The sequence below is a fragment of the Xanthomonas sp. BRIP62415 genome (genome assembly GCF_003993515.1).
GTDB classification, from domain to species: Bacteria; Pseudomonadota; Gammaproteobacteria; order Xanthomonadales; family Xanthomonadaceae; genus Xanthomonas; species Xanthomonas euroxanthea.
Genome location: NZ_QEZH01000025.1, coordinates 30,524 through 52,329 on the forward strand (window position 1 = coordinate 30,524; position 21,806 = coordinate 52,329).

15 protein-coding genes, 2 pseudogenes and 1 riboswitch are annotated in these 21,806 nt (G+C 68.4%); of the genes and pseudogenes, 5 read left to right on the plus strand and 12 right to left on the minus strand.

The window, feature by feature from the left end; translation table 11 throughout:
* Positions 1 to 38 precede the first annotated feature (38 nt).
* Genes EO141_RS11725 through EO141_RS11745 form a run of 5 tightly spaced genes read left to right on the plus strand, consistent with a single transcriptional unit; the run spans position 39 to position 7,299 of the window.
* Positions 39 to 1,265: a siderophore biosynthesis protein PvsA gene (locus tag EO141_RS11725; protein WP_127169278.1), complete on the plus strand. Its 1,227-nt coding sequence runs from the start codon at positions 39 to 41 to the stop codon at positions 1,263 to 1,265.
* Positions 1,262 to 3,064: an IucA/IucC family protein gene (locus tag EO141_RS11730; RefSeq protein ID WP_127169279.1), complete on the plus strand. Its 1,803-nt coding sequence runs from the start codon at positions 1,262 to 1,264 to the stop codon at positions 3,062 to 3,064. The genes EO141_RS11725 and EO141_RS11730 overlap by 4 nt, the downstream gene beginning before the upstream one ends.
* The gene (locus EO141_RS11735) at positions 3,061 to 4,266 is read left to right on the plus strand and encodes an MFS transporter (protein WP_127169280.1); all 1,206 of its coding nucleotides are present in this window, start codon (positions 3,061 to 3,063) and stop codon (positions 4,264 to 4,266) included. The genes EO141_RS11730 and EO141_RS11735 overlap by 4 nt, the downstream gene beginning before the upstream one ends.
* Positions 4,244 to 6,013, plus strand: a complete 1,770-nt coding sequence (locus tag EO141_RS11740) for an IucA/IucC family protein (protein WP_127169281.1) — start codon at positions 4,244 to 4,246, stop codon at positions 6,011 to 6,013. The genes EO141_RS11735 and EO141_RS11740 overlap by 23 nt, the downstream gene beginning before the upstream one ends.
* The gene (locus EO141_RS11745; protein WP_127169282.1) at positions 6,010 to 7,299 is read left to right on the plus strand and encodes a type III PLP-dependent enzyme; all 1,290 of its coding nucleotides are present in this window, start codon (positions 6,010 to 6,012) and stop codon (positions 7,297 to 7,299) included. Before EO141_RS11740 ends, EO141_RS11745 begins: the two co-directional genes overlap by 4 nt.
* Here EO141_RS11745 and EO141_RS11750 read toward each other — a convergent pair.
* The 12 genes and pseudogenes from EO141_RS11750 to mgrA form a co-directional block, all read right to left on the minus strand.
* On the minus strand, positions 7,203 to 8,114 hold the full coding sequence (locus EO141_RS11750) for a GyrI-like domain-containing protein (protein WP_241236656.1): 912 nt from the start codon (positions 8,112 to 8,114) through the stop codon (positions 7,203 to 7,205). The two genes, EO141_RS11745 and EO141_RS11750, sit on opposite strands and share 97 nt — an antisense overlap.
* Before the next feature lie 231 nt (positions 8,115 to 8,345).
* Positions 8,346 to 8,636, minus strand: a pseudogene (locus EO141_RS11755) (histidine phosphatase family protein); the annotation flags it as partial.
* 8 nt (positions 8,637 to 8,644) lie between these two features.
* Positions 8,645 to 9,691 carry a nicotinate-nucleotide--dimethylbenzimidazole phosphoribosyltransferase gene (gene cobT, locus EO141_RS11760; protein ID WP_119127637.1) on the minus strand — a complete coding sequence of 349 codons (1,047 nt, stop codon included), beginning with the start codon at positions 9,689 to 9,691 and terminating at the stop codon, positions 8,645 to 8,647.
* Positions 9,688 to 9,899, minus strand: a pseudogene (locus EO141_RS11765) (bifunctional adenosylcobinamide kinase/adenosylcobinamide-phosphate guanylyltransferase); the annotation flags it as partial. The pseudogene EO141_RS11765 and the gene cobT, both read right to left, overlap by 4 nt.
* A 97-nt stretch (positions 9,900 to 9,996) precedes the next feature.
* Positions 9,997 to 11,874 carry a TonB-dependent vitamin B12 receptor gene (gene btuB / locus EO141_RS11770; protein WP_127169283.1) on the minus strand — a complete coding sequence of 626 codons (1,878 nt, stop codon included), beginning with the start codon at positions 11,872 to 11,874 and terminating at the stop codon, positions 9,997 to 9,999.
* Between the two features lie 113 nt (positions 11,875 to 11,987).
* A riboswitch (cobalamin riboswitch) is annotated at positions 11,988 to 12,211 on the minus strand.
* 565 nt (positions 12,212 to 12,776) lie between these two features.
* Positions 12,777 to 14,063, minus strand: a complete 1,287-nt coding sequence (locus tag EO141_RS11780) for an aminotransferase class I/II-fold pyridoxal phosphate-dependent enzyme (RefSeq protein WP_127169284.1) — start codon at positions 14,061 to 14,063, stop codon at positions 12,777 to 12,779.
* A 156-nt stretch (positions 14,064 to 14,219) separates the two neighbouring features.
* Positions 14,220 to 15,131 carry a DUF6624 domain-containing protein gene (locus EO141_RS11790; protein WP_241236657.1) on the minus strand — a complete coding sequence of 304 codons (912 nt, stop codon included), beginning with the start codon at positions 15,129 to 15,131 and terminating at the stop codon, positions 14,220 to 14,222.
* 125 nt (positions 15,132 to 15,256) lie between these two features.
* The gene (gene clpB / locus EO141_RS11795) at positions 15,257 to 17,842 is read right to left on the minus strand and encodes an ATP-dependent chaperone ClpB (protein ID WP_104583623.1); all 2,586 of its coding nucleotides are present in this window, start codon (positions 17,840 to 17,842) and stop codon (positions 15,257 to 15,259) included.
* Between the two features lie 194 nt (positions 17,843 to 18,036).
* Complete coding sequence (locus EO141_RS11800) at positions 18,037 to 18,855, minus strand: ATP-binding cassette domain-containing protein (RefSeq protein WP_127169285.1); 819 nt, start codon at positions 18,853 to 18,855, stop codon at positions 18,037 to 18,039.
* Positions 18,852 to 19,646, minus strand: a complete 795-nt coding sequence (gene ssuC, locus EO141_RS11805) for an aliphatic sulfonate ABC transporter permease SsuC (RefSeq protein WP_127169286.1) — start codon at positions 19,644 to 19,646, stop codon at positions 18,852 to 18,854. The genes EO141_RS11800 and ssuC overlap by 4 nt, the downstream gene beginning before the upstream one ends.
* 108 nt (positions 19,647 to 19,754) lie before the next feature.
* Positions 19,755 to 20,738, minus strand: a complete 984-nt coding sequence (locus EO141_RS11810) for an aliphatic sulfonate ABC transporter substrate-binding protein (RefSeq protein WP_127169287.1) — start codon at positions 20,736 to 20,738, stop codon at positions 19,755 to 19,757.
* 11 nt (positions 20,739 to 20,749) lie between these two features.
* The gene (gene mgrA / locus EO141_RS11815) at positions 20,750 to 21,790 is read right to left on the minus strand and encodes an L-glyceraldehyde 3-phosphate reductase (protein WP_127169288.1); all 1,041 of its coding nucleotides are present in this window, start codon (positions 21,788 to 21,790) and stop codon (positions 20,750 to 20,752) included.
* Between the last annotated feature and the right edge of the window lie 16 nt (positions 21,791 to 21,806).

The following is a 21,806-nucleotide window of genomic DNA, read 5'->3' on the forward strand; positions in this document are numbered from 1 at the left end:
TACCGGTTTTTCCACCGTCCTGTTGAACGAGAGCTGCCATGACTGCGACATCCGCTGCACCGTTGGTGATCCTCACCCATGTCTGCCATCCGGCCATCACCGAGGGCTTCCTGCCGGCCGCGCATGCGCTCGGCCTGCCGGTATGGCTGCTGACCGATCACCGACTCGATCACCTGAGCCATTTCCGCGAGCACCCCGCGCATGCACCGCAGCGGGTGATCGAATGCGATGTGTTCAACCCGCTCGGCGTGCTGGATGCGTTGCACGACGCCGATGTGTCACCGCGCGCAGTGTTCAGCAACAGCGATCATCTGCAGACCAGCACGGCGCTGGTCGCAGCGGGTCTTGGCCTGCCCGGCAAGGACTGGCAGGTCTGTTACGCGGCCAAGAACAAGGCGGCGATGCGTCAGCGCCTGCGCGCGCAGGGACTGCCATCACCGTGGTTCTGCACGCTGGCGCCGGGTGCGGCGTTGCCGGCCGGCATTCCGTGGCCGGTGGTGGCCAAGCCGCGCGAGGGCGTGGCCAGTGTGGATGTGCGCCACTGCGCAGACGCCGCGCAGTTGCAGGCCTATCTGGACGATGTGTGGCAGCGCCATCCGCAGCGCACCGTGCTGCTGGAAGGCATGCTGGAAGGGGCGCTGTTCACGCTGGAAACGCTGGGCGACGGCCGCACCCTGCAGGCGCTGGGCGGCTTCCAGGTGCGGCTGTCGCCGCCGCCGCATTTCGTGGAATGCGAGGCGCAGTGGGATGCCCGCGTGGACACGCCGGTGATTGCGCAGGCGCTGCAACAGCTGCGCAGCTTCGGTGTCGGCTTCGGGTTGTGCCATAGCGAATTCATCCTCACCAATGACGGCCCGGTGCTGGTGGAGATCAACTACCGCAGCATCGGCGACCGCCGCGAGTTCCTGCTCGACGACATGTTCGGCAGGCAGTGGTTCACCGCCGCGCTGGCGCCGCATCTGGGCCTGCCGCTGCCGCAGCTGCGCTGCGATCGCGCCCATGCCTTGTTGCGTTACTACGTGGCCGAACAGGACGGCGAGCTGGTGGCCGCCAGCGAAGACCGCCGCCACCACGATGCGCACAGCGACGTGCACTACCGGCGCATGCGTGCGCCCGGCGAGCGCATCCGCCTGAGCCATTCCAACAAGGATTACCTGGGTGTGCTGAGCGCCGTGGCCAGCGATGCACAGGCGCTGCAACAGGCGGTGGTGCATGCCGAAGCGGGACTGCAGTGGCGGATCGATGGCGCGGAGCTGCGCGCATGAGCAGCGCCGCCGACCAGCGCTACATCGCCAACCGCATCATCGATGCCTGCCTGCGCGAGGATCTGCGCGGTATTGCCAGCCGCGGCAGCGCCGCAGTGCCCGAGGCAAGCGTGCTGGCGGTATGGACCGACCCCAGCCCGGTGGAGGGCTGGTGGCGCATCGCGCATCTGCCCGCTGGCACGCTGTGGTTGCCGATCCATCGGCAGGGCTATCTGCAGGACATCGGTGCCTGCGGCGACAGCTGGATCGTGCAGGGCGCCGATGGCGCGCATGTCGAACGCGGTGCGCAGGCCTGGCTGCAGCGCATCAGCGCGCAACTGGACGTGGAGACGCAACAGCTGCATCGCGCCTATGCCGAAGAAGCCGAGTGCGCCGCCGCCCACCTGTGCCTGGCGCGCCAGGCCTTCGATGCCCAGGCACCTGCGCTGCTCAACGCATTGCAGCATCCGGATGCAGCCGAGCGTGCGTATCGCTGCGATCAACTGGCCAGCTACCGCGACCATCCGTTCTATCCGACCGCACGCGCCAAGGCCGGGCTGGAGGCCTCGGAACTGCGCGATTACGCGCCCGAGTTCGCGCCCAGCTTCGCGCTACGCTGGCTGGCGATTCCGCGGGCGCAGGTCAGCTGCACCGGCGCCGCGCCGGCCGAGCTGTGGCCGGACTTCGCCACGCTGGGCCTGCCGCCCGAACTGGCCGACACGCATGTTGCCTGGCCGGTGCATCCGCTGGTGTGGGCGCGGCTGGAACAGGACGGGTTTGCGCTGCCGGCAGGCAGCCTGCGCGCGCCGCAGGCCTGGCTGGACGTGCGCCCCACCCTTTCGGTGCGCACGCTGGTACCGCTGCAGCATCCGCAGCTGCATCTCAAGTTGCCGATTCCGATGCGCACGCTGGGCGCGCTCAACCTGCGCCTGATCAAGCCCTCCACGCTGTACGACGGTCACTGGCTGGAGCGCGCACTGCGCCGCATCGATGCGCGGGATCCGGCCCTGCGCGGCCGCTGCGTGTTCGTGGACGAATCGCTCGGCGGGCACGTGGGACAGGCGCGCCACCTGGCCTATCTGCTGCGGCGCTATCCACCGCTGGACGACGCCACGTTGGTACCTGTGGCCGCACTGTGCGCGCTGCTGCCGGACGGCCGGCCGATGGCGATCCATCTGGCCGAGCGCTTTGCGCACGGCGATGTGCTCGGCTGGTGGCGCGAGTACACCGAGCTGATGCTGGCGGTGCATCTGCGCCTGTGGCTGCGCTACGGCATCGCGCTGGAAGCCAATCAGCAGAACAGCGTGCTGGTGTATGCCGATGGCCAGGCGACGCGGCTGCTGATGAAGGACAACGACGCCGCCCGCATCGCACTGCCGCAACTGCGCGCACAGCTGCCGGATCTGGACGCGTTGGGTCCGCTGCACGATGCGCGCATCGCGGTGGACGAACCGCATGCCCTGGCGCGGATGTTCTGCACCATCGTGCTGCAGCTGGACCTGCAGGCGGTGCTGGAAGGCCTGGCCGAGTGGCAGCCCGCGCTGCGCGCGCCGCTGTACGCGCAGTTGCAGACGCAGTTCGCAGCGACGCTGGCGCAGCTGGACCGCGACGGCATCGACACCGGCCCCGCACGCCGCCTGCTGGCCGCACCGCGGCTGCCGGTGAAGTACCTGCTCAGTGCCGGCAGCCTGCTCAGCAAACAGCTTACCGGTGCGAGCGACATCAACAAGTTCTACGGCGATAGCGCGCCCAACCCCTTCGGCGACGCCTTCGCCGGCGCGCAGCAGAGCCCGCGTCGGCAGGCGGGTGCCCAGCGATGAAGCGCATCCTGGGCCCGGTGCTGGCGGCGCACTACCTGGCCGCCTTCACCGCACTGGGCATGCCGTTGTTTCTGCCGCAGGTGCTGGCCGAACTGGCACCTTCGGCGGCGGTTGGCTGGAGCGGCGTGCTGTACGTATTGCCGACGCTGTGCACCGCGTTGACGGCCGGCACCTGGGGGCGCCTGGCCGACCGCTATGGACGCAAGCGTTCGTTGCTGCGTGCGCAGTTGGGCCTGGCGCTGGGCTTTGCGATCGCCGGCTTTGCGCCGTCGCTGAGCTGGCTGGTGATCGGCCTGATCGTGCAAGGCACCTGCGGCGGCTCGCTGGCGGCGGCCAATGCGTACCTGGCCAGCCAGCCGCAGGCCGGCCCGCTGGCGCGCGCGCTCGACTGGACGCAGTACTCGGCACGCCTGGCGATGGTCAGCGCGCCGGCGTTGCTGGGCCTGGCAGTGGCGCTTGGCCCGGCGCAGTCGCTGTATCGCGCGCTTGCGCTGCTGCCGCTGCTGGCGTTCGCGCTGACCTGGCGCCTGCCGGCCGACCGGCCTGCGGCGCGGCCGGCAGGGTCCACTGCGCAGTCCACGCGTTCCGCAGACGCTGCAGCGTCGCTGTCGGCGTCAGCACGGACCGCCACGACGGCCAGCGCCCTGTGGCCTGCATTGCTGGTCGCGCAATTCCTGTTCTGCTTCGCGATGGTGGTGACCTTCCCCTACTTCATCCCGTATGCGCTGGCGCGCGGCGCCGGCCACGACGCGCTGGCCGGCCTGCTCTACAGCCTGCCGCACCTGGTCTACCTGGTGGTGCTGCCGTGGTGGCGGCGCGGCGATGGCGACGCCTGGCTGGTGCCCGGCCTGGTGCTGTTTGCGGTGGCCTGCCTGTGGCAGGCGCTGTTGCACGACGCCGTCGCATTGGCAGCGGCGCGGCTGTTGTTCGGCCTGGGCATGTTGTTCGGCCTGCGCGGGCTCAACCGCCGCCTGGCGCAGGTCGCCAGCGGGCATGGCGCCGGGCGCCTGTTCGGCCGCTTCGACGCCTGTGGCAAATGGGCCGGCGTGTTTGCCGGTGCCGCTGCCGGCGCGCTGACCCAGGCGGCCGGCCCTGCCGCTCCCTTCCTGGCTGCCGCGCTGGCTGCGGCGGCCGCTGCGCTCACCGTCCTGGTGCGCTTCCCTTCGAGGAGATCGACCGATGTCGCCGCACACGATGCATGACCCCTGGTACGACAGCATGGCCGACGCGCAGGCCTGCAGTTGCTGGTTGAACTGCTACCTGCGCGAGTTCGCGATTCCGCAACACGCCGTGGACTTCGATTATCGCGGCCTGGATCGCCCCGGCCCGCGCGTGGCCGAGCAGCGCTGGCTGCGGATCGATCTGGGCGATGCCGGTGTGCTGTGCGTGCGCATTGCCTACGCCGATCGCCTGGGCCGCTGCCGCTTTGCCTCCACGCCGTTCCTCAAGGGTGCGGGCCAACCGTGGCAGAGCCTGGACGCGCATGCCCTGGCGCGCTGCCTGCTGCAGGCGCTGGGCAGCACGCAGGCGGTCAATCCGGAACTGCTCGCGCAAAGCGCCAACAGCGTGGCGGTCACCGCTGCGTTATTGAGACAGGCGCACCGCACCGCGCCGACCGGCGAGGCGATGATCGACGCCGAACAATCGATGCTGTGGGGGCATGCCCTGCATCCCACGCCCAAGAGCCGCGAAGGCGTCGACCTGGCGCAGGTGCTGGCCTGCGCGCCGGAAGCGCGCGCCGCGTTCCAGCTGTTCTGGTTCCGCATCGACCCACGGCTGCTGCGCATGCAGGGCCGCGATGTGCGTGCGAGCCTGCGCCAGCTCTCCGGCGACGACGACCTGTATCCCTGCCACCCGTGGGAAGCGCAGCGCCTGCTCGACGATCCGTTGCTGCGCACCCTGCAGGGGCGCGGCCTGATCACGCCGGTCGGTGCGCTGGGCGATGCCCTGCGGCCCACCTCCTCGGTGCGCACGCTGTATCACCCGGAGCTGGACTATTTCCTCAAATGCTCGGTGCATGTGCGCTTGACCAACTGCGTGCGCAAGAACGCCTGGTACGAGCTGGAAAGTGCGGTCGCGCTGACCGAGCTGCTGGCGCCGAGCTGGCGTGCGTTGGCAGCGCAGGTGCCGGGCTTCGACGTGATGCTGGAGCCTGCGGCGACCTCGCTGGAGATCGCCCAGGTCGATCCCGCCCTGCACGATGCCGACCCGTTGGCGGCGCGTGGCCTGTCGGAGAGCTTCGGCATCCTGTACCGGCAGACCCTGACTTTCGCGCAGCGGGCGCGGTGGCAGCCGCAGGTGGCCGCGGCCTTGTTCACCTGCGATGCGCAGGGCAACAGCGTGTGTGCGTCCAGACTGCAGGCGTTGGGTGGCGCGCAGCTGGATCGCCACACCGCCACGCTGCTGTGGTTCCGCGCCTATGCCGGCCTGCTGCTGGATGGCGTGTGGAGCGCGCTGTTCCAGCACGGCATTGCGCTGGAACCGCATCTGCAGAACACCGTGATCGGGTTTGCCGACGGCTGGCCGACGCGGGTGTGGATCCGCGACCTGGAAGGCACCAAGCTGCTCGCGCACCACTGGCCCGCCACGCGCTTGCAGGGCGTGGGCGAACGCGCGCGGCAATCGCTGTACTACACGCCGGAACAGGGCTGGAATCGCGTGGCGTACTGCGCGCTGGTCAACAATCTGGCCGAGGCGATCTTCCACCTGAGCGAAGGCGATGCCGTGCTGGACGCGCGCCTGTGGCAGTGCGTGGGCGAGCTCGCCGCGCGCTGGCAGCAGCGCCATGGCGCGCAGGCCGCGCTGCAGGGCCTGCTCGAGGGCGCGCCGCTGCCCGGCAAGAACAACCTGGGCACGCGGCTGTGGCAACGCGCCGACCGCCAATCCGACTACACCGCGCTGCCCAACCCGATTCCACGCAGCGCGGCGACACGGCGGGTGGCGGCATGAGCCTGCGCATCGATGGTGACGCAGTGATGCAGGCATTGCCGGGCATCCGCGACCAAAGCGATGGCCCGCTGTGCGCCTATGTCTACGACCTGGCCGCTCTGGATGCGCATGCGGCCTGGATGCGCGCGCAACTGCCCGAAGCGTGCGAGCTGTTCTACGCGGCCAAGGCCAATGCAGAGCCACCGATCCTGCAAACGCTCGCCCCGCACGTGGATGGCTTCGAGGCGGCCTCCGGCGGCGAACTGGCCTGGCTGCATCGGCAACAGCCCAGGGCTGCGTTGCTGTTCGGCGGCCCGGGCAAGCTCGATGCCGAACTGGCCCAGGCTGCCGCGTTGCCCGATTGCACCGTGCATGTGGAAAGCCTGGGCGAACTGCAACGCCTGGCCGCGATCGCGGCGCAGGCCGGGCGCTGCGTGCCGGTATTCCTGCGCATGAACATCGCCGTGCCCGGTGCGCAGAGCACGCGCCTGATGATGGGCGGGCAGCCCTCGCCGTTTGGCCTGGACCCGGACGCTCTGGATGCGGCGATCCAGCGCCTGCGGGCCAGCCCCTCGCTGCGGCTGGAGGGCTTCCATTTCCACCTGATGTCGCACCAGCGCGACGCCGGCGCGCAGCTGCATCTGATCGCCGCCTACCTGCGCACCGTGCAGCAGTGGCGCCAGGCCTACGGGCTCGGCCCGTTGCGGGTGAATGCAGGCGGTGGCTTCGGTGTGGATTATCTGGCGCCGGAATCGTCGTTCGACTGGGCCGGCTTCTGCGCCGGCTTGCCTGCCCTGCTGCGTGAACACGGCCAGGCGCTGCGCCTGCGGCTGGAGCCCGGGCGCTATGTCAGCGCCAGCTGCGGCTGGTACCTGATGGACGTGCTGGACCTCAAGCGCAGCCACGGCGCATGGTTTGCGATCGCCCGCGGCGGCACCCATCACTTCCGCACCCCGGCCGCGCAGGGGCACGATCACCCGTTCCGTGTGCTGCGTGGCGCGCATGCCCCGGTGCTGCGCGACACCCCGGTCACCCTGGTCGGGCAGCTGTGCACGCCCAAGGACGTGCTGGCGCGCAACCAGCACGTTGCCGCGCTGGCACCGGGTGACTGCCTGGCCTTCCCGCTGGCCGGCGCATATGCCTGGAATATTTCGCACCAGCAGTTCCTGATGCATCCGCCGCCGCAGATGGTGTTCCTGCCGGTGGCGGCTCAGGCGGCGGCAACGGCGTCGGTCGAAGGCTGGACCGGCACGCGGATATCTGCACGCAACGCTGCCTCTGCCACTGCTTCCGGGTCGTCAAGGTAGAGGTAATGCAGCGGCGCGGCGCGCAAGACGTAGCCGCTGTGTGGTAACCATTGCGCGAGCAGAAGGTCCAGTGCGTCTTCGATACCGGCATACGCACCGATGTGTCGCAACACCGCATGCGTGCCGCCGTCGAGCCGGCGCAGTTGCAGCGGCGCGGGCGGTGCCAGGGCGGCGTCGAAGACCATGCCGCATTCGAACAGGTGCCGGTGCGCCGGCATGTCGCGGTGGTCGCTCAGCGGCAGGCCGATCAAGGACTGCAGTTGCGCGATTGCACCGACCCGCTCGGCCCAGGCCGCGATGCGGCCGAAGCCACGGTCCAGGTCGTCGAAGGCGCCACGCTGGCGTAGCACCACCACTTCCAGCGGATCGAGCACCTGCACCAGCACCTGCAGGGGCGCGCCGGACACCTGCGGCGGCACCGAGGGCCTGGCCAGCTGCTGCAGTTTCTGCGCGCGCACGGCGGGCGCGTTGCGCAAGCTGCTCGGGCTGGCCTGCAGCACCGTGCGAAACGCGCGTGCCAGCGCCTGCGGGGTGTGATAGCCCACCGCCAGCGCCACCTCGGTGACCGATGTCGCCTGCTCGCCCAGCAGATGCAGCGCATGACTCAGGCGCAGCCGCGCGATGGTCTGCCCCAGGGTTTCGCCGGCCAGTGCGCGATAGACCCGATGAAAATGATGCGGCGATTGCTGCGCCACTGCCGCCAATGCGGCCAGGTCCGGCAGCGGTTCGCCAGCGCGGATGCGGGCCTGCAGATGGGCGACGACGCGCTCGACGCTGCGCTGGCGGTTGAAGACGACCGAGGTGGCTGCTGGCATGGGCGGTTCCTGATGGGCGGCCCCAGCATCGCGCAGATCGGCGCCGCCTGCGGTCCCGATCTTGCGCAGTGGCGGTGGCGCGCCCCGGCGCAGACAACGCGCCGCAGGCGTCCACGTTGAAACGGCCTGGCTGCGGCGCGTGCGCCGGGTGCACGTCACCGTCGATAGGCGGTGCGGCCCTGCCAGGAACACCCCGTATGCTCAGCTCGCTTGCAACGCCAGGGACTGGATGCGCCCCAGCGCGGCGCCGTCGGCGCGATCGATGTCGGCCGCCGACGGGCCCTGCCAGTGGCCGAAGGGGTACCTGCGCAAACGCGGATCCGGCTGCAGCGGCAGCGCACGTGCGCTGGCCAGTTCGATGACGAACAAGGCACAGCGCTACAGCGTCGAGGCGACCACCGCGCCCCATGCGCCGTCGGCGGTGGCCGCGCGCAGTTGCTGCCAGCCCGGTGCAGTGAGCGGGTCGTCGAGCTGGCCACGGTCGTTGCGCTGACCGGTGTCGCCGTCGCGCAGCACGCCGATCTACGCACTCATGCGTCGGACACGCCGGCTTCGGCAAAGGTGGCCATGCCGTTGTGCAAGGCGCAGGCATGGCGCAACAGCGGAATCGCCACCGCTGCGCCGCTGGCCTCGCCCAGGCGTAGATCCAGCTGCAGCAGCGGTTCGGCGTCGAGTGCGCGCAGCAAGGCGGCATGGCCGCGCTCCTGCGAGCGATGCCCGAACAGCAGCCATTCGCGCACGCCGCCATTGAGATGGGTGGCGACCAGCGCTGCGGCGGTACTGATGAAGCCATCCACCAGCACCGGAATCCCGGCCTGCGCCGCGGCGATGTAGGCGCCGACCAACGCGGCGATCTCGAAGCCGCCCAACCGGCGCAGCCGCTCCAGCGCGGTGGAGGCATCGGCATGCAGGGCCAGTGCACGGGTGATCACGGTGGCCTTGTGGGCGATGCCCTCGGCATCCAGCCCGGTACCGGCACCGGCCATCGCCTGCGGAAACTGCGACAGCAGCGCGCAGCCCAGCGCGGCGGCCGAGGTGGTGTTGCCGATGCCCATTTCGCCACCGACAAACAGCTGCGTGTCGCAACTTCTTGCCTGCGCAACGCTTTCGGCGCCTGCGGCCAGTGCATCGCGCAACTGGGTGGAGGTCATCGCCGGTTGCTCGCAGATGTTGGCGCTGGCCGGCGCGATCCAGGCACGCCGCACCCGCGGCAACTCGCCCGGGTCGTTGACCACGCCCAGGTTCACCACTTCCAGGCGTGCACCGAGTTCGCGCGCCAGCACCGCGATGGCGGCGCCGCCCCGGGCGAAATTACGCACCATCTCGCCGGTGACCGCCTGCGGAAACGCAGACACGCCTTCTGCGGCGACCCCGTGGTCGGCGGCATATACCGCGATCCAGACCCGCTGCACGGTGGGGTGTTCGTTGCGCTGCCAGGCCGCCAGTTGCACCGCCAGCTGTTCCAGCCGGCCCAGCGCGCCGGGCGGCTTGGTCAGTTGTTCCTGCCGCGCCAGCGCAGCCGCGCGCACGCGCGCGTCCGGCACCGCGCAGGCACCATGGATCCAATCGCTTGTCACACCACCTCTCCCTTCAGAACCATCGGCAACCTGCCACCACCCGCACCACAGGCTCGCACTGTAGCGCCAATGCCTGGTGCAGCCGGCCGGCCTGATCGACAAATCGACGCGTCAGTTCGCCCAGCGGCACGCTGCCCTGCCCCACCTGGTTGCTGACCGGCACGATCCGCCACGACAGTTGCGGCAGGGTGGCGAGCAGGGCCTCGCGCCTGCGCCCGAATCTGCCACTGCGTGTCTTCCAGGGCCCGCGTCGGTGCCCGGCGCGTGAGGCCGCTCAGCGGCCATCGCCGGTGCACCAGCCGCGCTTACTGCGCGGCTTGATAGCGCAGGGTCAGCAGATAATTGCGCCCCGGCTGCGCATACCAGCGTGCGGTTTCGTACTGGCGGTCGAACACGTTGTTGGCGGTGAGCGAGACCTTCCAGTCGGCAGTCACTGCATAACTCACGCGCAGATCCAGCAAGCCGTAACCGGCCAGGCGCTCGGTGTTGGCCAGATCGTCGAACCGCTTGCCGGAGCCGAACAGGCTCGCGCCGACGCCGAATGCCCCGACGCTGCGGTCCGCATCGATGCGCCCGCTCTGCCGCGCACGGCGCGGCAGCCAGTTGCCTTGATTGATGCCGCCATCGGCTTCCGGCTGCAGCCAGGTCAAGGCGCTGCGCACGGTCCAGCCGGCCAGCTCGGTGTCGTAGCCGGCTTCCACGCCGCGGATGCGCGCCCGGTCGATGTTGTTCGGCTGCCCGAACGGATGCGCCGCATCCACCAGCGCCGCGTCGTAGGCGATCAGGTCGTCGATGCGGGTCTGGAACGCGCTCAGCGTCCAGGTGCCCCAGCCGTAGCTGCCACGCAGGCCGAGCTCGGCGCTCTTGGAGGTTTCCGGCCCCAGCAACGGATTGCCGAAATCGGGGTAATACAACTCGTTGAAGGTCGGTGCCTTGAACGCGGTGCCGTAGCTGGCGGTCAGGCGCAGGTGCTCGGCAACATCCCAGCCCCACAGCAGGCTGCCGGTGGTCTTGCCGCCGAACTGGCTGTTGTCGTTGCGGCGCAGGCTGGCCTGCACCGACTGCGTACCGAAACTTTGCTGCCACTGCGCGAATGCGGCGCGGTCGATGCGGCTGTCGGCATTGTACGTGTCGCTGCTGGCGATGGCATCGCGCTGCCAATCGAAGCCGACCGTGAGCAGGCCCGCACCGGCAGCGATATCGGCCTGCAACGCGCCCTGCTTGCGGCGGGTGTCATAGGTGGACACATACGCACCGTCGTAATACGCATCGCTGAAGTCGGAACTGCTGCCGACGCTGGCGGTGAGCTTGAGCGCATCGGTGGGCGCATAACGCACGCGGCCGCCGACCGCCTGCTGCACGCCCTTGGACAGGTTGCCGCCGAAGGCCGAGCCGTCGTATTCGTTGCGGCTCTGCGCGCGCAGGCCGTGCACGTCGGCATCCCACTGGCGATTGAAGCGCCAGCCGCCCTGCACGCTCAACGAATCGTTGCGGTAGCCATCGCGATCCGGATCGTAGTCGCTGGAGCTGGTGTCCAGATACGCGTTGATGCCATCGGTTTCGTCATGCACCGCGTTGGCCGAATACCAGCCGCCGCTTTCGCTCAGATCGCCTTCACTGCGCCCGGCCAGGCCCGCGCTATAGCGGCGCGCATTGTCGCTGCCGGCCGCCGCGCTGAAGGTGGGCACGAAGCGGCCTTGCGGGCGGCGGGTAAAGATCTGGATCACCCCGCCAAGCGCCTCGGAACCGTACAGGCTGGAGAACGGGCCGCGCACGATTTCGATGCGCTCGATCTGCTCGATCGGCACGTCCTGCAACGCCGCGCCGCCCGAGGTGGCCGAGCCGATGCGCACGCCATCGATCAACACCACCACCTGGTCGGATTCGGTGCCGCGCAGGAACAGCGAGGTCGGCTTGCCCGGGCCGCCGTTGTTGGCCAGCGCCACGCCGGCCTCGCCACGCAGCAGGTCCTGCAGTGAATTGACCTGGCGACGCTCGATCTGCGCGCGGTCGATCACCGTGACCGGCGCCAGCGTCTGGTCCTGGGTCTGCGCAGTGCGCGAGGCGGTGACCACGACCTGGTCGAGATCGATGGCAGCCTCGGCGTGGGCCAGGTGGGCCACGCACAGCGACAGCCCTGCGGCCAGCACCGCACGACGCGGCAAAACGGAAGAAACGGACATCGACTGCTGCTCCTGGAACCGCGCCTACCCGCGCGGGGGCAATGGGGCGGCAGGCAGCAACGGGCCAGGCGTCCAACGCGCAGCGCCAGACGAGCAAGGCCACGCCCACCGCGTGCCGGTTCAATCCCTCAGGCCGGTCTCCGGGCTCGCGAGTGGAAGCCTGCGCCTCCGATGCCGCGCCTTCCCATGCGACTGCACAGTGGCGTGTTGCGGCACCTGACCTCGCCCACCGTTGCGGGGGCAGCTCCGGCATTGCAGCTCGCCAAGGCGATCTACGCACCGGATTCCCGTTTAAACAACCGCAACCGCGGCAGTCACCTCAGGGGCGCGCATGGTAGCAGGATTGGCCAGGGGCACCGGCGCGCTCTGGCAACCGGCCAGGCGCCGCGCGTCGGCACGCCCCAAATCCAGCCACGCGTCGGTGGGGTGCCGGAATTTCCCAGGGCATGGAAGCAACGTGCCGAGGCGGCAGCGCGGGCGCACCAAGGCGCAGGTGAAGCTGGCGCGCAACCCGTGCATTGGTGCCCAACAGTAACGGGAGCTTCAAATCACGCGTTGCTGGCTTGTTCAAGGTTTCCAGGGCATGGAAGAGACGTGCCGAGGCGGCAGCGCGGCCAGGGATTGGCGGAGAGCGGCACACGGATGTGCCGCGGCGGCGAGTCAGACAGGATGTCTGAGCGAGCCGAGGAGCCAGTCCCCGGCCGCGCTGACGCCCCTACTGAAGCCAGTACCCACAGGCATCGTGCATCGCCGTACCCACTCCCACTCCCACTCCGCGCCCCGGCCCGCGCCAGCAGCGCGGGCGCACCAAGGCGCAGGTGAAGCTGGCAAGCAGCCCGTGCCTTGGTGCCCCGAAGAGAGCGAGGCTCTGCATTCCTGCACATAAAGGCGGGCGTACAACCTCATGCTCCCTGCAGCGCCTGCTCCAGATCGGCCAGCAGATCGTCGACGTGCTCGATCCCGATCGACAGCCGCACGGTGTCTTCACTGACGCCGGCATGTTCCAGCTCGGCCGGGCCAAGCTGACGGTGCGTGGTCGATGCCGGATGCGTGGCCAGCGACTTCGCATCGCCGATGTTCACCAGCCGCGTGAACAACTGCAGCGCATCCAGAAAACGCGCGCCTGCCGCGCGCCCACCGGGCAGGCCGAAGGTCAGCACGCCCGAGCCATGCCCGCCCAGATACTTCTGCGCCAACGCATGCTCCGGATGATCCGGCAGCGCGGCGTAATTGACCCAGGCAACCCGCGCGTGCTGCTGCAGATACGTCGCTATTGCCAGCGTGTTGGCATTGATGCGCTCCATCCGTAGCGGCAGCGTTTCGATGCCTTGCAGGATCAGGAACGCATTGAACGGCGACAACGCCGCGCCGGTATTGCGCAGCGGCACCACGCGCGCACGGCCGATGTAGGCGGCATCGCCCAGCGCTTCGGTGTACACCACGCCGTGATAGCTCACGTCCGGCTCGTTGAGGCGTGGAAACCGCTGCTTGTGCGCCGCCCACGGAAAGCGCCCGCTGTCCACGATCGCCCCGCCGATGCTGTTGCCATGGCCGCCCAGATACTTGGTCAGCGAATGCACCACGATGTCGGCACCGAACTCGATCGGGCGCAGCAGCGACGGCGTGGCCACGGTGTTGTCCACGATCAGCGGCACGCCGTGCGCATGCGCCACTGCCGCCACCGCCTCGATATCGGTGATGTTGCCGCGCGGGTTGCCGATCGACTCGACGAACACCGCCTTGGTGCGTTCGTCGATCAGCCCGGCAAACGCCTGCGGATCGCGATAGTCGGCAAAGCGCGTGCCGATGCCGAACTGCGGCAAGGTATGCGCGAACAGATTGTAGGTGCCGCCATACAACGCACTGGAGGAGACGATGTTGTCGCCGGCCTCGGCAATGGTCTGGATCGCATAGGTCACCGCAGCCTGCCCCGACGCCAGCGCCAACGCGCCAATGCCGCCTTCCAGCGCAGCCACGCGCTGCTCCAGCACGTCGTTGGTCGGATTCATGATGCGGCTGTAGATATTGCCCTGCACCTTGAGGTCGAACAGGTCCGCGCCATGCTGGGTATCGTCGAATGCGTAGGCGACGGTCTGGTAGATCGGCACCGCCACCGCCCGCGTGGTGGGATCTGGCTGATAGCCGCCGTGCACGGCGATGGTTTCAGGCTTCCACTGCGGATCGGTCATGGCGCGGCTCGCTGCTGGACAAGGAGCCCGACGATACCCGGCCGCCGACCCGCACCTCATGACAGCCGGCTATGACGACATCGCCAGCGGTCAGGTCCTTCAGCAAACCCGCCTGCATGCCGCGCACGCAGGCGACGCCGCTCTCACCACCAACAATCAGTGCACCGGCCGATGGTAGACGTCTTCCAACATCCGCTTGTACTGGTCCATTGGAGGTAACCCCATGCGGCGACGCCGCGCATCCAGACCTGCCAGGTCCTCGGTAGGCGCCAACGACTTACTGCCATCGGGATCGGTCACGAATTGGGTGCCGTAGCGCTGAGGCTTCCCTTGCGCACGCAGGACACGATCGGTGAGCAGCGCAACATCGTCGGGCGCCACATCGTGCCTGGCAAGCGCCGCTTCCATCAGGGCCAGAGCCTGCGCCTGAAACGCTGGATCAGCGTCGGAATGCTGTATCAAGGTCCATGCTGCATTTGCGCCGTCTTCGCCCACCAGGCGCCGTCCTGGCCATCCCTGCGTCGCGACGACCTGCTTGAGCCATTCGGTGTTTTCGCGCATCACCGGCACGATCGATGCCCAGTCGGCTGGCTTGCCTCCAGCGGTGATTGCTGCATTTTGCGCATGCTGATCCTTCTCTACGCGCGCAAGCAGTTCCTGCCGCAATTGCGGATTCAGTGTGGCCTGCTGCTGCGCACTGACACGCTCGGCGCTCGCCAGCAGAGCGGGCCACCCGTCAGTCTTCCGCAGCCGATTCAGGCCAGGCCGGTCCTTGCTACGTAGATCATCGAGGGAGATCCGCCCGCGCGGAATTTGGACATCGAGATAATGCAGGGCTTCGTCGGTCTTCCCTGCGACGGCCAGGCATTCCGCACGCAGGAGTTCGCCATTGTCCGGAAGTTCGCTGACGGCACGCTGCACTGCGTCCATCACTTCGGCACAGCGCGCATAGTCCCTAGCGTCATAGGCCTTGAGCGCGGCGGAGATATCCGGTGCTTCGCCCGCGTGCACGGTACCGGCCGACCCCATGGCAGCACTGATGTAGATCGGAACATACACAAGGCGCATCTGAAGTTCCTTGCCAGATGAGTCGTTCGATGGAGGTGGAGCGCGGCAGTGTCGTCGCGCTCCGAACCCACCGCATGACGCCGATGGGTGTCCCCCCGCATCCTGCAGGACGACCCACCCACCGATCAACCCTTGGTGAACACCAGGCGCCCACCCTCGGCACGCACGCGCACGGTGTCGCCACCGAGGTACTGGCCGGAGAGGATTTGCTGTGCCAGCGGGTTCTCCACCTGCGACTGGATCGCGCGCTTGAGCGGGCGCGCGCCGTACACCGGATCGAAACCGACATTGCCCAGCAATTCCAGCGCCGCATCGTCCAGGTCCAGCTTGAGGCCGCGCTCGGACAGGCGTTTTTCCAGCCCATGCAACTGGATGCGCGCGATCGACTTGATCTGCGCCTTGTCCAGCGGATGGAACACCACGATGTCGTCCAGCCGGTTGATGAACTCCGGGCGGAAATGCGCCTGCACCACACCCATCACCGCCGCCTTCATCTGCGTGTAGGCCTCGGCGCTGCCGTCGCCGGACAGCTCCTGGATCTGGTGCGAGCCCAGGTTGGAGGTCATCACGATGACGGTGTTGCGGAAGTCCACCGTGCGGCCCTGGCCATCGGTGAGGCGGCCGTCGTCGAGCACCTGCAGCAGGATGTTGAAGACATCGGCATGCGCCTTTTCCACCTCGTCCAGCAGGATCAGCGAATACGGACGCCGACGCACCGCCTCGGTGAGGTAGCCGCCTTCCTCGTAGCCCACATAGCCCGGGGGCGCACCGATCAGGCGCGACACCGAATGCTTCTCCATGAACTCGCTCATGTCGATGCGGATCATTGCCTCGGTGCTGTCGAACAGGAAGTCCGCCAGGGCCTTGCACAACTCGGTCTTGCCCACGCCGGTCGGGCCGAGGAACAGGAACGAGCCGCTCGGACGATTGGGATCGGACAGGCCGGCGCGCGAACGCCGCACCGCGTCGGAGACGACCTTGATCGCCTCGTTCTGCCCGACCACGCGCTGGTGCAGTTCCTCTTCCATGCGCAGCAGTTTGTCGCGCTCGCCTTCAAGCATCTTGTTGACCGGGATCCCGGTCCAGCGCGACACCACCTCGGCGATTTCCTCGGCGGTGACGCGGTCCTGCACCAGCTTGAAGTCGTGGTGTTCGACCTCGTTGGCCAGCGCCATCTGCTTTTCCAGCTGCGGCAGCACGCCGTACTGGATCTCGCTCATCTTGGCGTAGTCCTGGCGCCGTTGCGCCGCTTCCAGTTCCAGCTTGGCGTGCTCGATCTGCTCCTTGACCTTGGTGGTGCCCTGCAACGCGGCCTTTTCCGACTTCCACAACTCGTTGAGGTCGTAGAACTCGCGCTCGAGCTTGTCGATGTCGGTTTCCAGATCGGCCAGGCGCTGACGCGAGGCGTCGTCCTTTTCCTTCTTCAGCATCTCGCGCTGGATCTTGAGCTGGATCAGGCGGCGCTCCAGGCGATCCAGTTCCTCCGGCTTGGAGTCGATCTCCATGCGGATACGCGAGGCTGCCTCGTCCATCAAATCGATGGCCTTGTCCGGCAGCTGGCGGTCGGTGATGTAGCGGTTGGACAGGGTGGCGGCGGCAACGATCGCCGGGTCGGTGATTTCCACGCCGTGATGCACCGCGTAGCGCTCCTTCAGCCCGCGCAGGATCGCGATGGTGTCCTCCACCGTCGGCTCGCCCACGAACACCTTCTGGAAGCGCCGCTCCAGCGCGGCGTCCTTCTCGATGTACTTGCGGTATTCGTCCAGCGTGGTGGCGCCAATGCAGTGCAGCTCGCCACGCGCCAGCGCCGGCTTGAGCATGTTGCCGGCGTCCATCGCGCCATCGGCCTTGCCGGCGCCGACCATGGTGTGCAGCTCGTCGATGAACAGGATGATCTGGCCCTCGTTCTTGGACAGATCGCTGAGCACCGCCTTCAGGCGTTCTTCGAACTCGCCGCGGAACTTGGCGCCGGCGATCAGCGCGCCCATGTCCAGCGACAGCACGCGCTTTCCGCGCAGGCCTTCGGGCACTTCGCCGTTGATGATGCGCTGGGCCAGGCCCTCGACAATGGCGGTCTTGCCCACGCCCGGTTCGCCGATCAGCACCGGGTTGTTCTTGGTGCGCCGCTGCAACACCTGGATGGTGCGGCGGATCTCTTCGTCGCGGCCGATCACCGGATCGAGCTTGCCACTCTCGGCACGCGCGGTCAGGTCGATGGTGTATTTTTCCAGCGCCTGGCGTTGTTCCTCGGCGTTTTCCGACTGCACGGTCTCGCCGCCGCGCAGCTTGTCGATGGCCGCTTCGATCTTCTTCTTGTCGCCGCCGGCCGCGCGCAGCGCCACGCCCAGCGGGCTGGCATCGTCGGCGGCGGCCAGCACGAACCACTCGCTGGCGATGAACGCATCGCCATGTTGCTGGGACAGCTTGTCGGTCTGGTTGAGCAGGCGGTTGAGATCGTTGCCGATCGACAGGTTGCCTTCCTGCCCGGAGACCTTGGGCAGCGTGTCCAGCGCCTCGCCCAGCCGCTCGCGCAGCAGCGGCACGTTGACGCCGGCCTGCGACAGCAGCGGGCGCGTGCTGCCGCCGCTCTGGTCGAGCAGGGCGGCCAGCACGTGCACCGGCTCGATGATGTTGTGGTCGCGGCCCACGGCCAGCGACTGCGCGTCGGCCAGCGCCTGCTGGAACCGCGAGGTGAGCTTGTCCATCCGCATGGGGAGAATCCTCTGAACTGGTGGCCGGCAACGCCGACAATACCGTGCAGATGCGGCTGCTGTGCGGGGTTTCAAGGTGTGGCGGCTGCGCAGGCGCCGATGCGGGGCACCAGGACCGGCTCCTATCCGTTGCATGAGATGCGCGGTATGGGCTCGCACAGTGGCCTGAGCGACCCAGGCCCACCGGCAAACCGTCAGATGATCCGCCGGAGAGACAAAGGTGCAGGCATGGCACCCCCCTGCTCCACAGCAGGAGTCTCCGCGCCCGCTGGCGCCACCACGTCCGGCGTCCGCAGCAGGCGCGCCAGCACCTGCGCCTGGATTGCCGCCAGGGCCGGCGCGCCGGGTGCACGCGGATGCGGGACCGGCACCGGCAGATCCAGGCCGACCTGGCCGTGTTCGATCAGCACGATGCGATCGGCCAGCGCACTGGCCTCGGCCACGTCGTGGGTCACCAGCACCAGGGTGAAGCCATGCTGCCGCCACAACTGCACGATCAGCTGCTGCATCTCGATGCGCGTCAACGCATCCAGCGCGCCCAGCGGTTCGTCCAGCAGCAACAGCCGCGGCCGATGCACCAGCGCACGCGCCAGGGCCACGCGCTGGCGCTGGCCGCCGGACAGCGTCGCCGGCCAGTCGCCGCCACGCGTGCCCAGCCCCACCGCGTCCAGCGCCACCTGTGCCTGCGCACGCCCGGCACGCCCCAGGCCCAGCGCCACGTTGTCGATCACGCGCTTCCACGGCAGCAGCCGTGCGTCCTGGAACATCAGCCGCACCGCATCGCGCTGCGCCGCCAGCGCGGCATGGCCGCTGTCGACGGTGCCGGTATCGGCCGTCTCCAGCCCGGCGATCACCCGCAGCAAGGTGCTCTTGCCGCAGCCGCTGCGCCCGACCACCGCCACACATGCGCCAGGTGCGACGTCCAGGTCGATGCCGCGCAACACGGCGCTATCGCCGTAGCGCTTGCCGATGCCGCGCAAGTGCAGCGGCAGGCCGGTCTCGGTCGCGCTCATCGGCGCAGCTCCGCACGCTGTTGCTGCGCCGGATGCCAGCCCAGCCACCAGGCTTCCAGTCCGCGTGCGGCCAGATCGGCCAGCTTGCCGAGCAGTGCATACAACACGATGGCGACCACCACGATGTCGGTCTGCAGAAACTCGCGCGCGTTGGTCGCCAGATAGCCGATACCGGAACTGGCGGAAATGGTTTCGGCCACGATCAGGGTCAGCCACATCAGCCCCAACGCAAAGCGCAAGCCGACCAGGATCGACGGCAATGCGCCGGGCAACAACACATCGACGAACAGCTGCGGCCCGCGCAAGCCGTAGTTGCGCGCCATCTCGATCAAGGCCGGGTCCACGCTGCGGATGCCGTGGTAGGTATTGAGGTAGATCGGGAAGAACGTGCCCAATGCCACCAGGAACAGCTTGGCGCCCTCGTCGATGCCGAACCACAGGATCACCAGCGGAATCAGCGCCAGATGCGGCACGTTGCGCAGCATCTGCAGGCTGCTGTCGAGCAGGCGCTCGGCCACCCGCGACACGCCGGTCAGCAGGCCCAGCGCAAAGCCGATGCTGCCACCGATGGCCAGGCCCACGGCCGCCCGCCAGCTGCTGATGGCCAGGTGTTGCCACAGCTCGCCACTGCGCACCAAGGTGACTGCCGCGCGCAGCACCGCGTCCGGCGCAGGCAGGATGCGCTGCGGCAACCAGCCGCCGGAGGCCGCGACCTGCCAGGCCACCAGCAAAACCAGCGGCAACACCCAGGGCACCAGCGCATTGCCCAGACGCTGCAGGCCGCTACGCATCGCGCAACCGCGGTGTCGTGGCGGGGCCTCGGCGCGACGGCGCGCATCTGCCCGTTGCCGGTGTCCGGCACGCGTCCGCACCTGCGCGTGTGCTGCGGCTTGCGCGCATCACTTGCCCCCCGCCGGCTTGCCCGCCGTTTGCGCGGCAGCCGCCGCGGGCGCACGCCATACCGCCGGCGCCACCAGCACGCGTTTGGGCAACAAACGCTGCGCGTAGAACAGATCGGCAGTGGCCTGCTGCGCCTTGATGACCTCGGCGCTGAGCGGTTGCACGCTGGCCGGCGGACGATGCGTCAGCGTGCGCTCGACCACCGCAGGCGACAGCCCGCTGACCTGCGCCAGCACCTTGATGCTGCCGGCGCGGTCGCGCTCCAGCAAGCCATCGGCCTGGTTGAGCTGCACCATCACCTGCTGCACGAACGGGCCCCAGGCGGTGGCGTAACGGCGCGAGGACAGGAAGAACCCACCGGTCAGCCCCAGCCCTTCGCCGTTGGCGAGCAGGCGTGCGCTGCCATCCAGCGTCAGTGCCGAATACCACGGGTCCCAGATCGCCCAGGCATCCACCTGCCCGGCGGCGAACGCCGCGCGTGCATTGGCCGGCGACAGATACAACGGCGTGATGTCGCGCATGCCCAGGCCGGACTTGGCCAACAGACGCAACAACAGGTTGTGCGCGCTGGAGCCTTTCTGGAAGGCAACCCGCTTGCCCTTGAGGTCGGCCACCCGCCGCAGGGTGCTGCTGGCCGGCACCAGGACGGTCTCAGCCTTGGGGGTGGGCGGCACCCAGCCCACGTACAGCAGGTCGGCACCGGCGGCCTGCGCGAACAGCGGCGGAATGTCACCCGCACCGCCCAGGTCGATGCTGCCCACGTTCAAGGCTTCCAGCAGCTGCGGGCCGGCCGGAAACTCCACCCAGCTGATTTTGGTGCGCGGAAAGCGCTGCTCCAGCAACCGATGCTGCTTGGCCAGCACCAGGCTGGACACCGCTTTCTGATAGCCGATACGCAGCTGCGCCGGCTCGGCGGCCGTTGCGGGTTGCAGCCACGCGATGCCGCACAACAGCAACGCAGCGAACAAAAAACGGTAGCGCATCGGCGTGTTCCTCATTGCCAATCGGTGGACGGTTTTTCCCAGAGGTTCACGCCCCCCTCGACCGCAAAGCGATCGATCTCGGCCAGCTCGTCCGCACTGAACTCGGTCGTCTGCAAGGCCGCGACGTTTTCAATCAACTGCTCCGGGCGGCTGGCGCCCAGCAATGCCGAGCTCACCCGCTGGTCGCGCAGCACCCAGGCCAAGGCCAGCTGCGCCAGGCTCTGTCCACGCCGCTGCGCGATCGCCTCCAGCCCGCGTGCGCGTTGCAGGTTGTCCTCGGACAGATGTTCCGGCCGCAGCGAGTCGCCACCAGGCCGGTTCACCCGCGCATCGCCGGGCACGCCATTGAGGTACTTGCCGGTCAACAGTCCCTGCGCCAGTGGCGTGAAGGCGATGACCCCGGCGCCGACCTCCTCGGTTGCGTCGAACAATTCGTGCTCGGCCCAGCGATTGAACAGGTTGTAGGCCGGCTGATGGATCAGCAACGGCACCTTCCACGCGCGCAACAACGCGGCGATTTCACGCGTGCGCGCCGCCGAATACGACGACACGCCCACATACAGCGCCTTGCCCTGCTGCACCGCGCTGGCCAGTGCACCGGCGGTCTCTTCCAGCGGCGTGTCCGCATCGAAGCGGTGCGAGTAGAAGATGTCCACGTAGTCCACGCCCAGGCGTTGCAGGCTCTGGTCCAGGCTGGACAGCAGGTACTTGCGCGAACTGCCGCCCTGCCCGTACGGGCCCGGCCACATGTCCCAGCCGGCCTTGGTGGAGAGGATCAATTCATCGCGATACGGCCTGAAGTCTTCACGCAGCAGGCGGCCAAAGTTGATTTCCGCGCTGCCATACGGCGGGCCGTAGTTGTTGGCCAGATCGAAATGGGTGACGCCCAGGTCGAAGGCGGTACGCAGCAATGCGCGCTGCGTGTCGATCGGCGTGCTGTCGCCGAAGTTGTGCCACAGGCCCAGCGACAGCGCCGGCAGGACGAGGCCGCTGCGGCCGACACGGCGGTAGGCGATACGGTCGTAACGATCGGGATGTGCGAGATAGGTCATCAGGGTATCCGGTGAG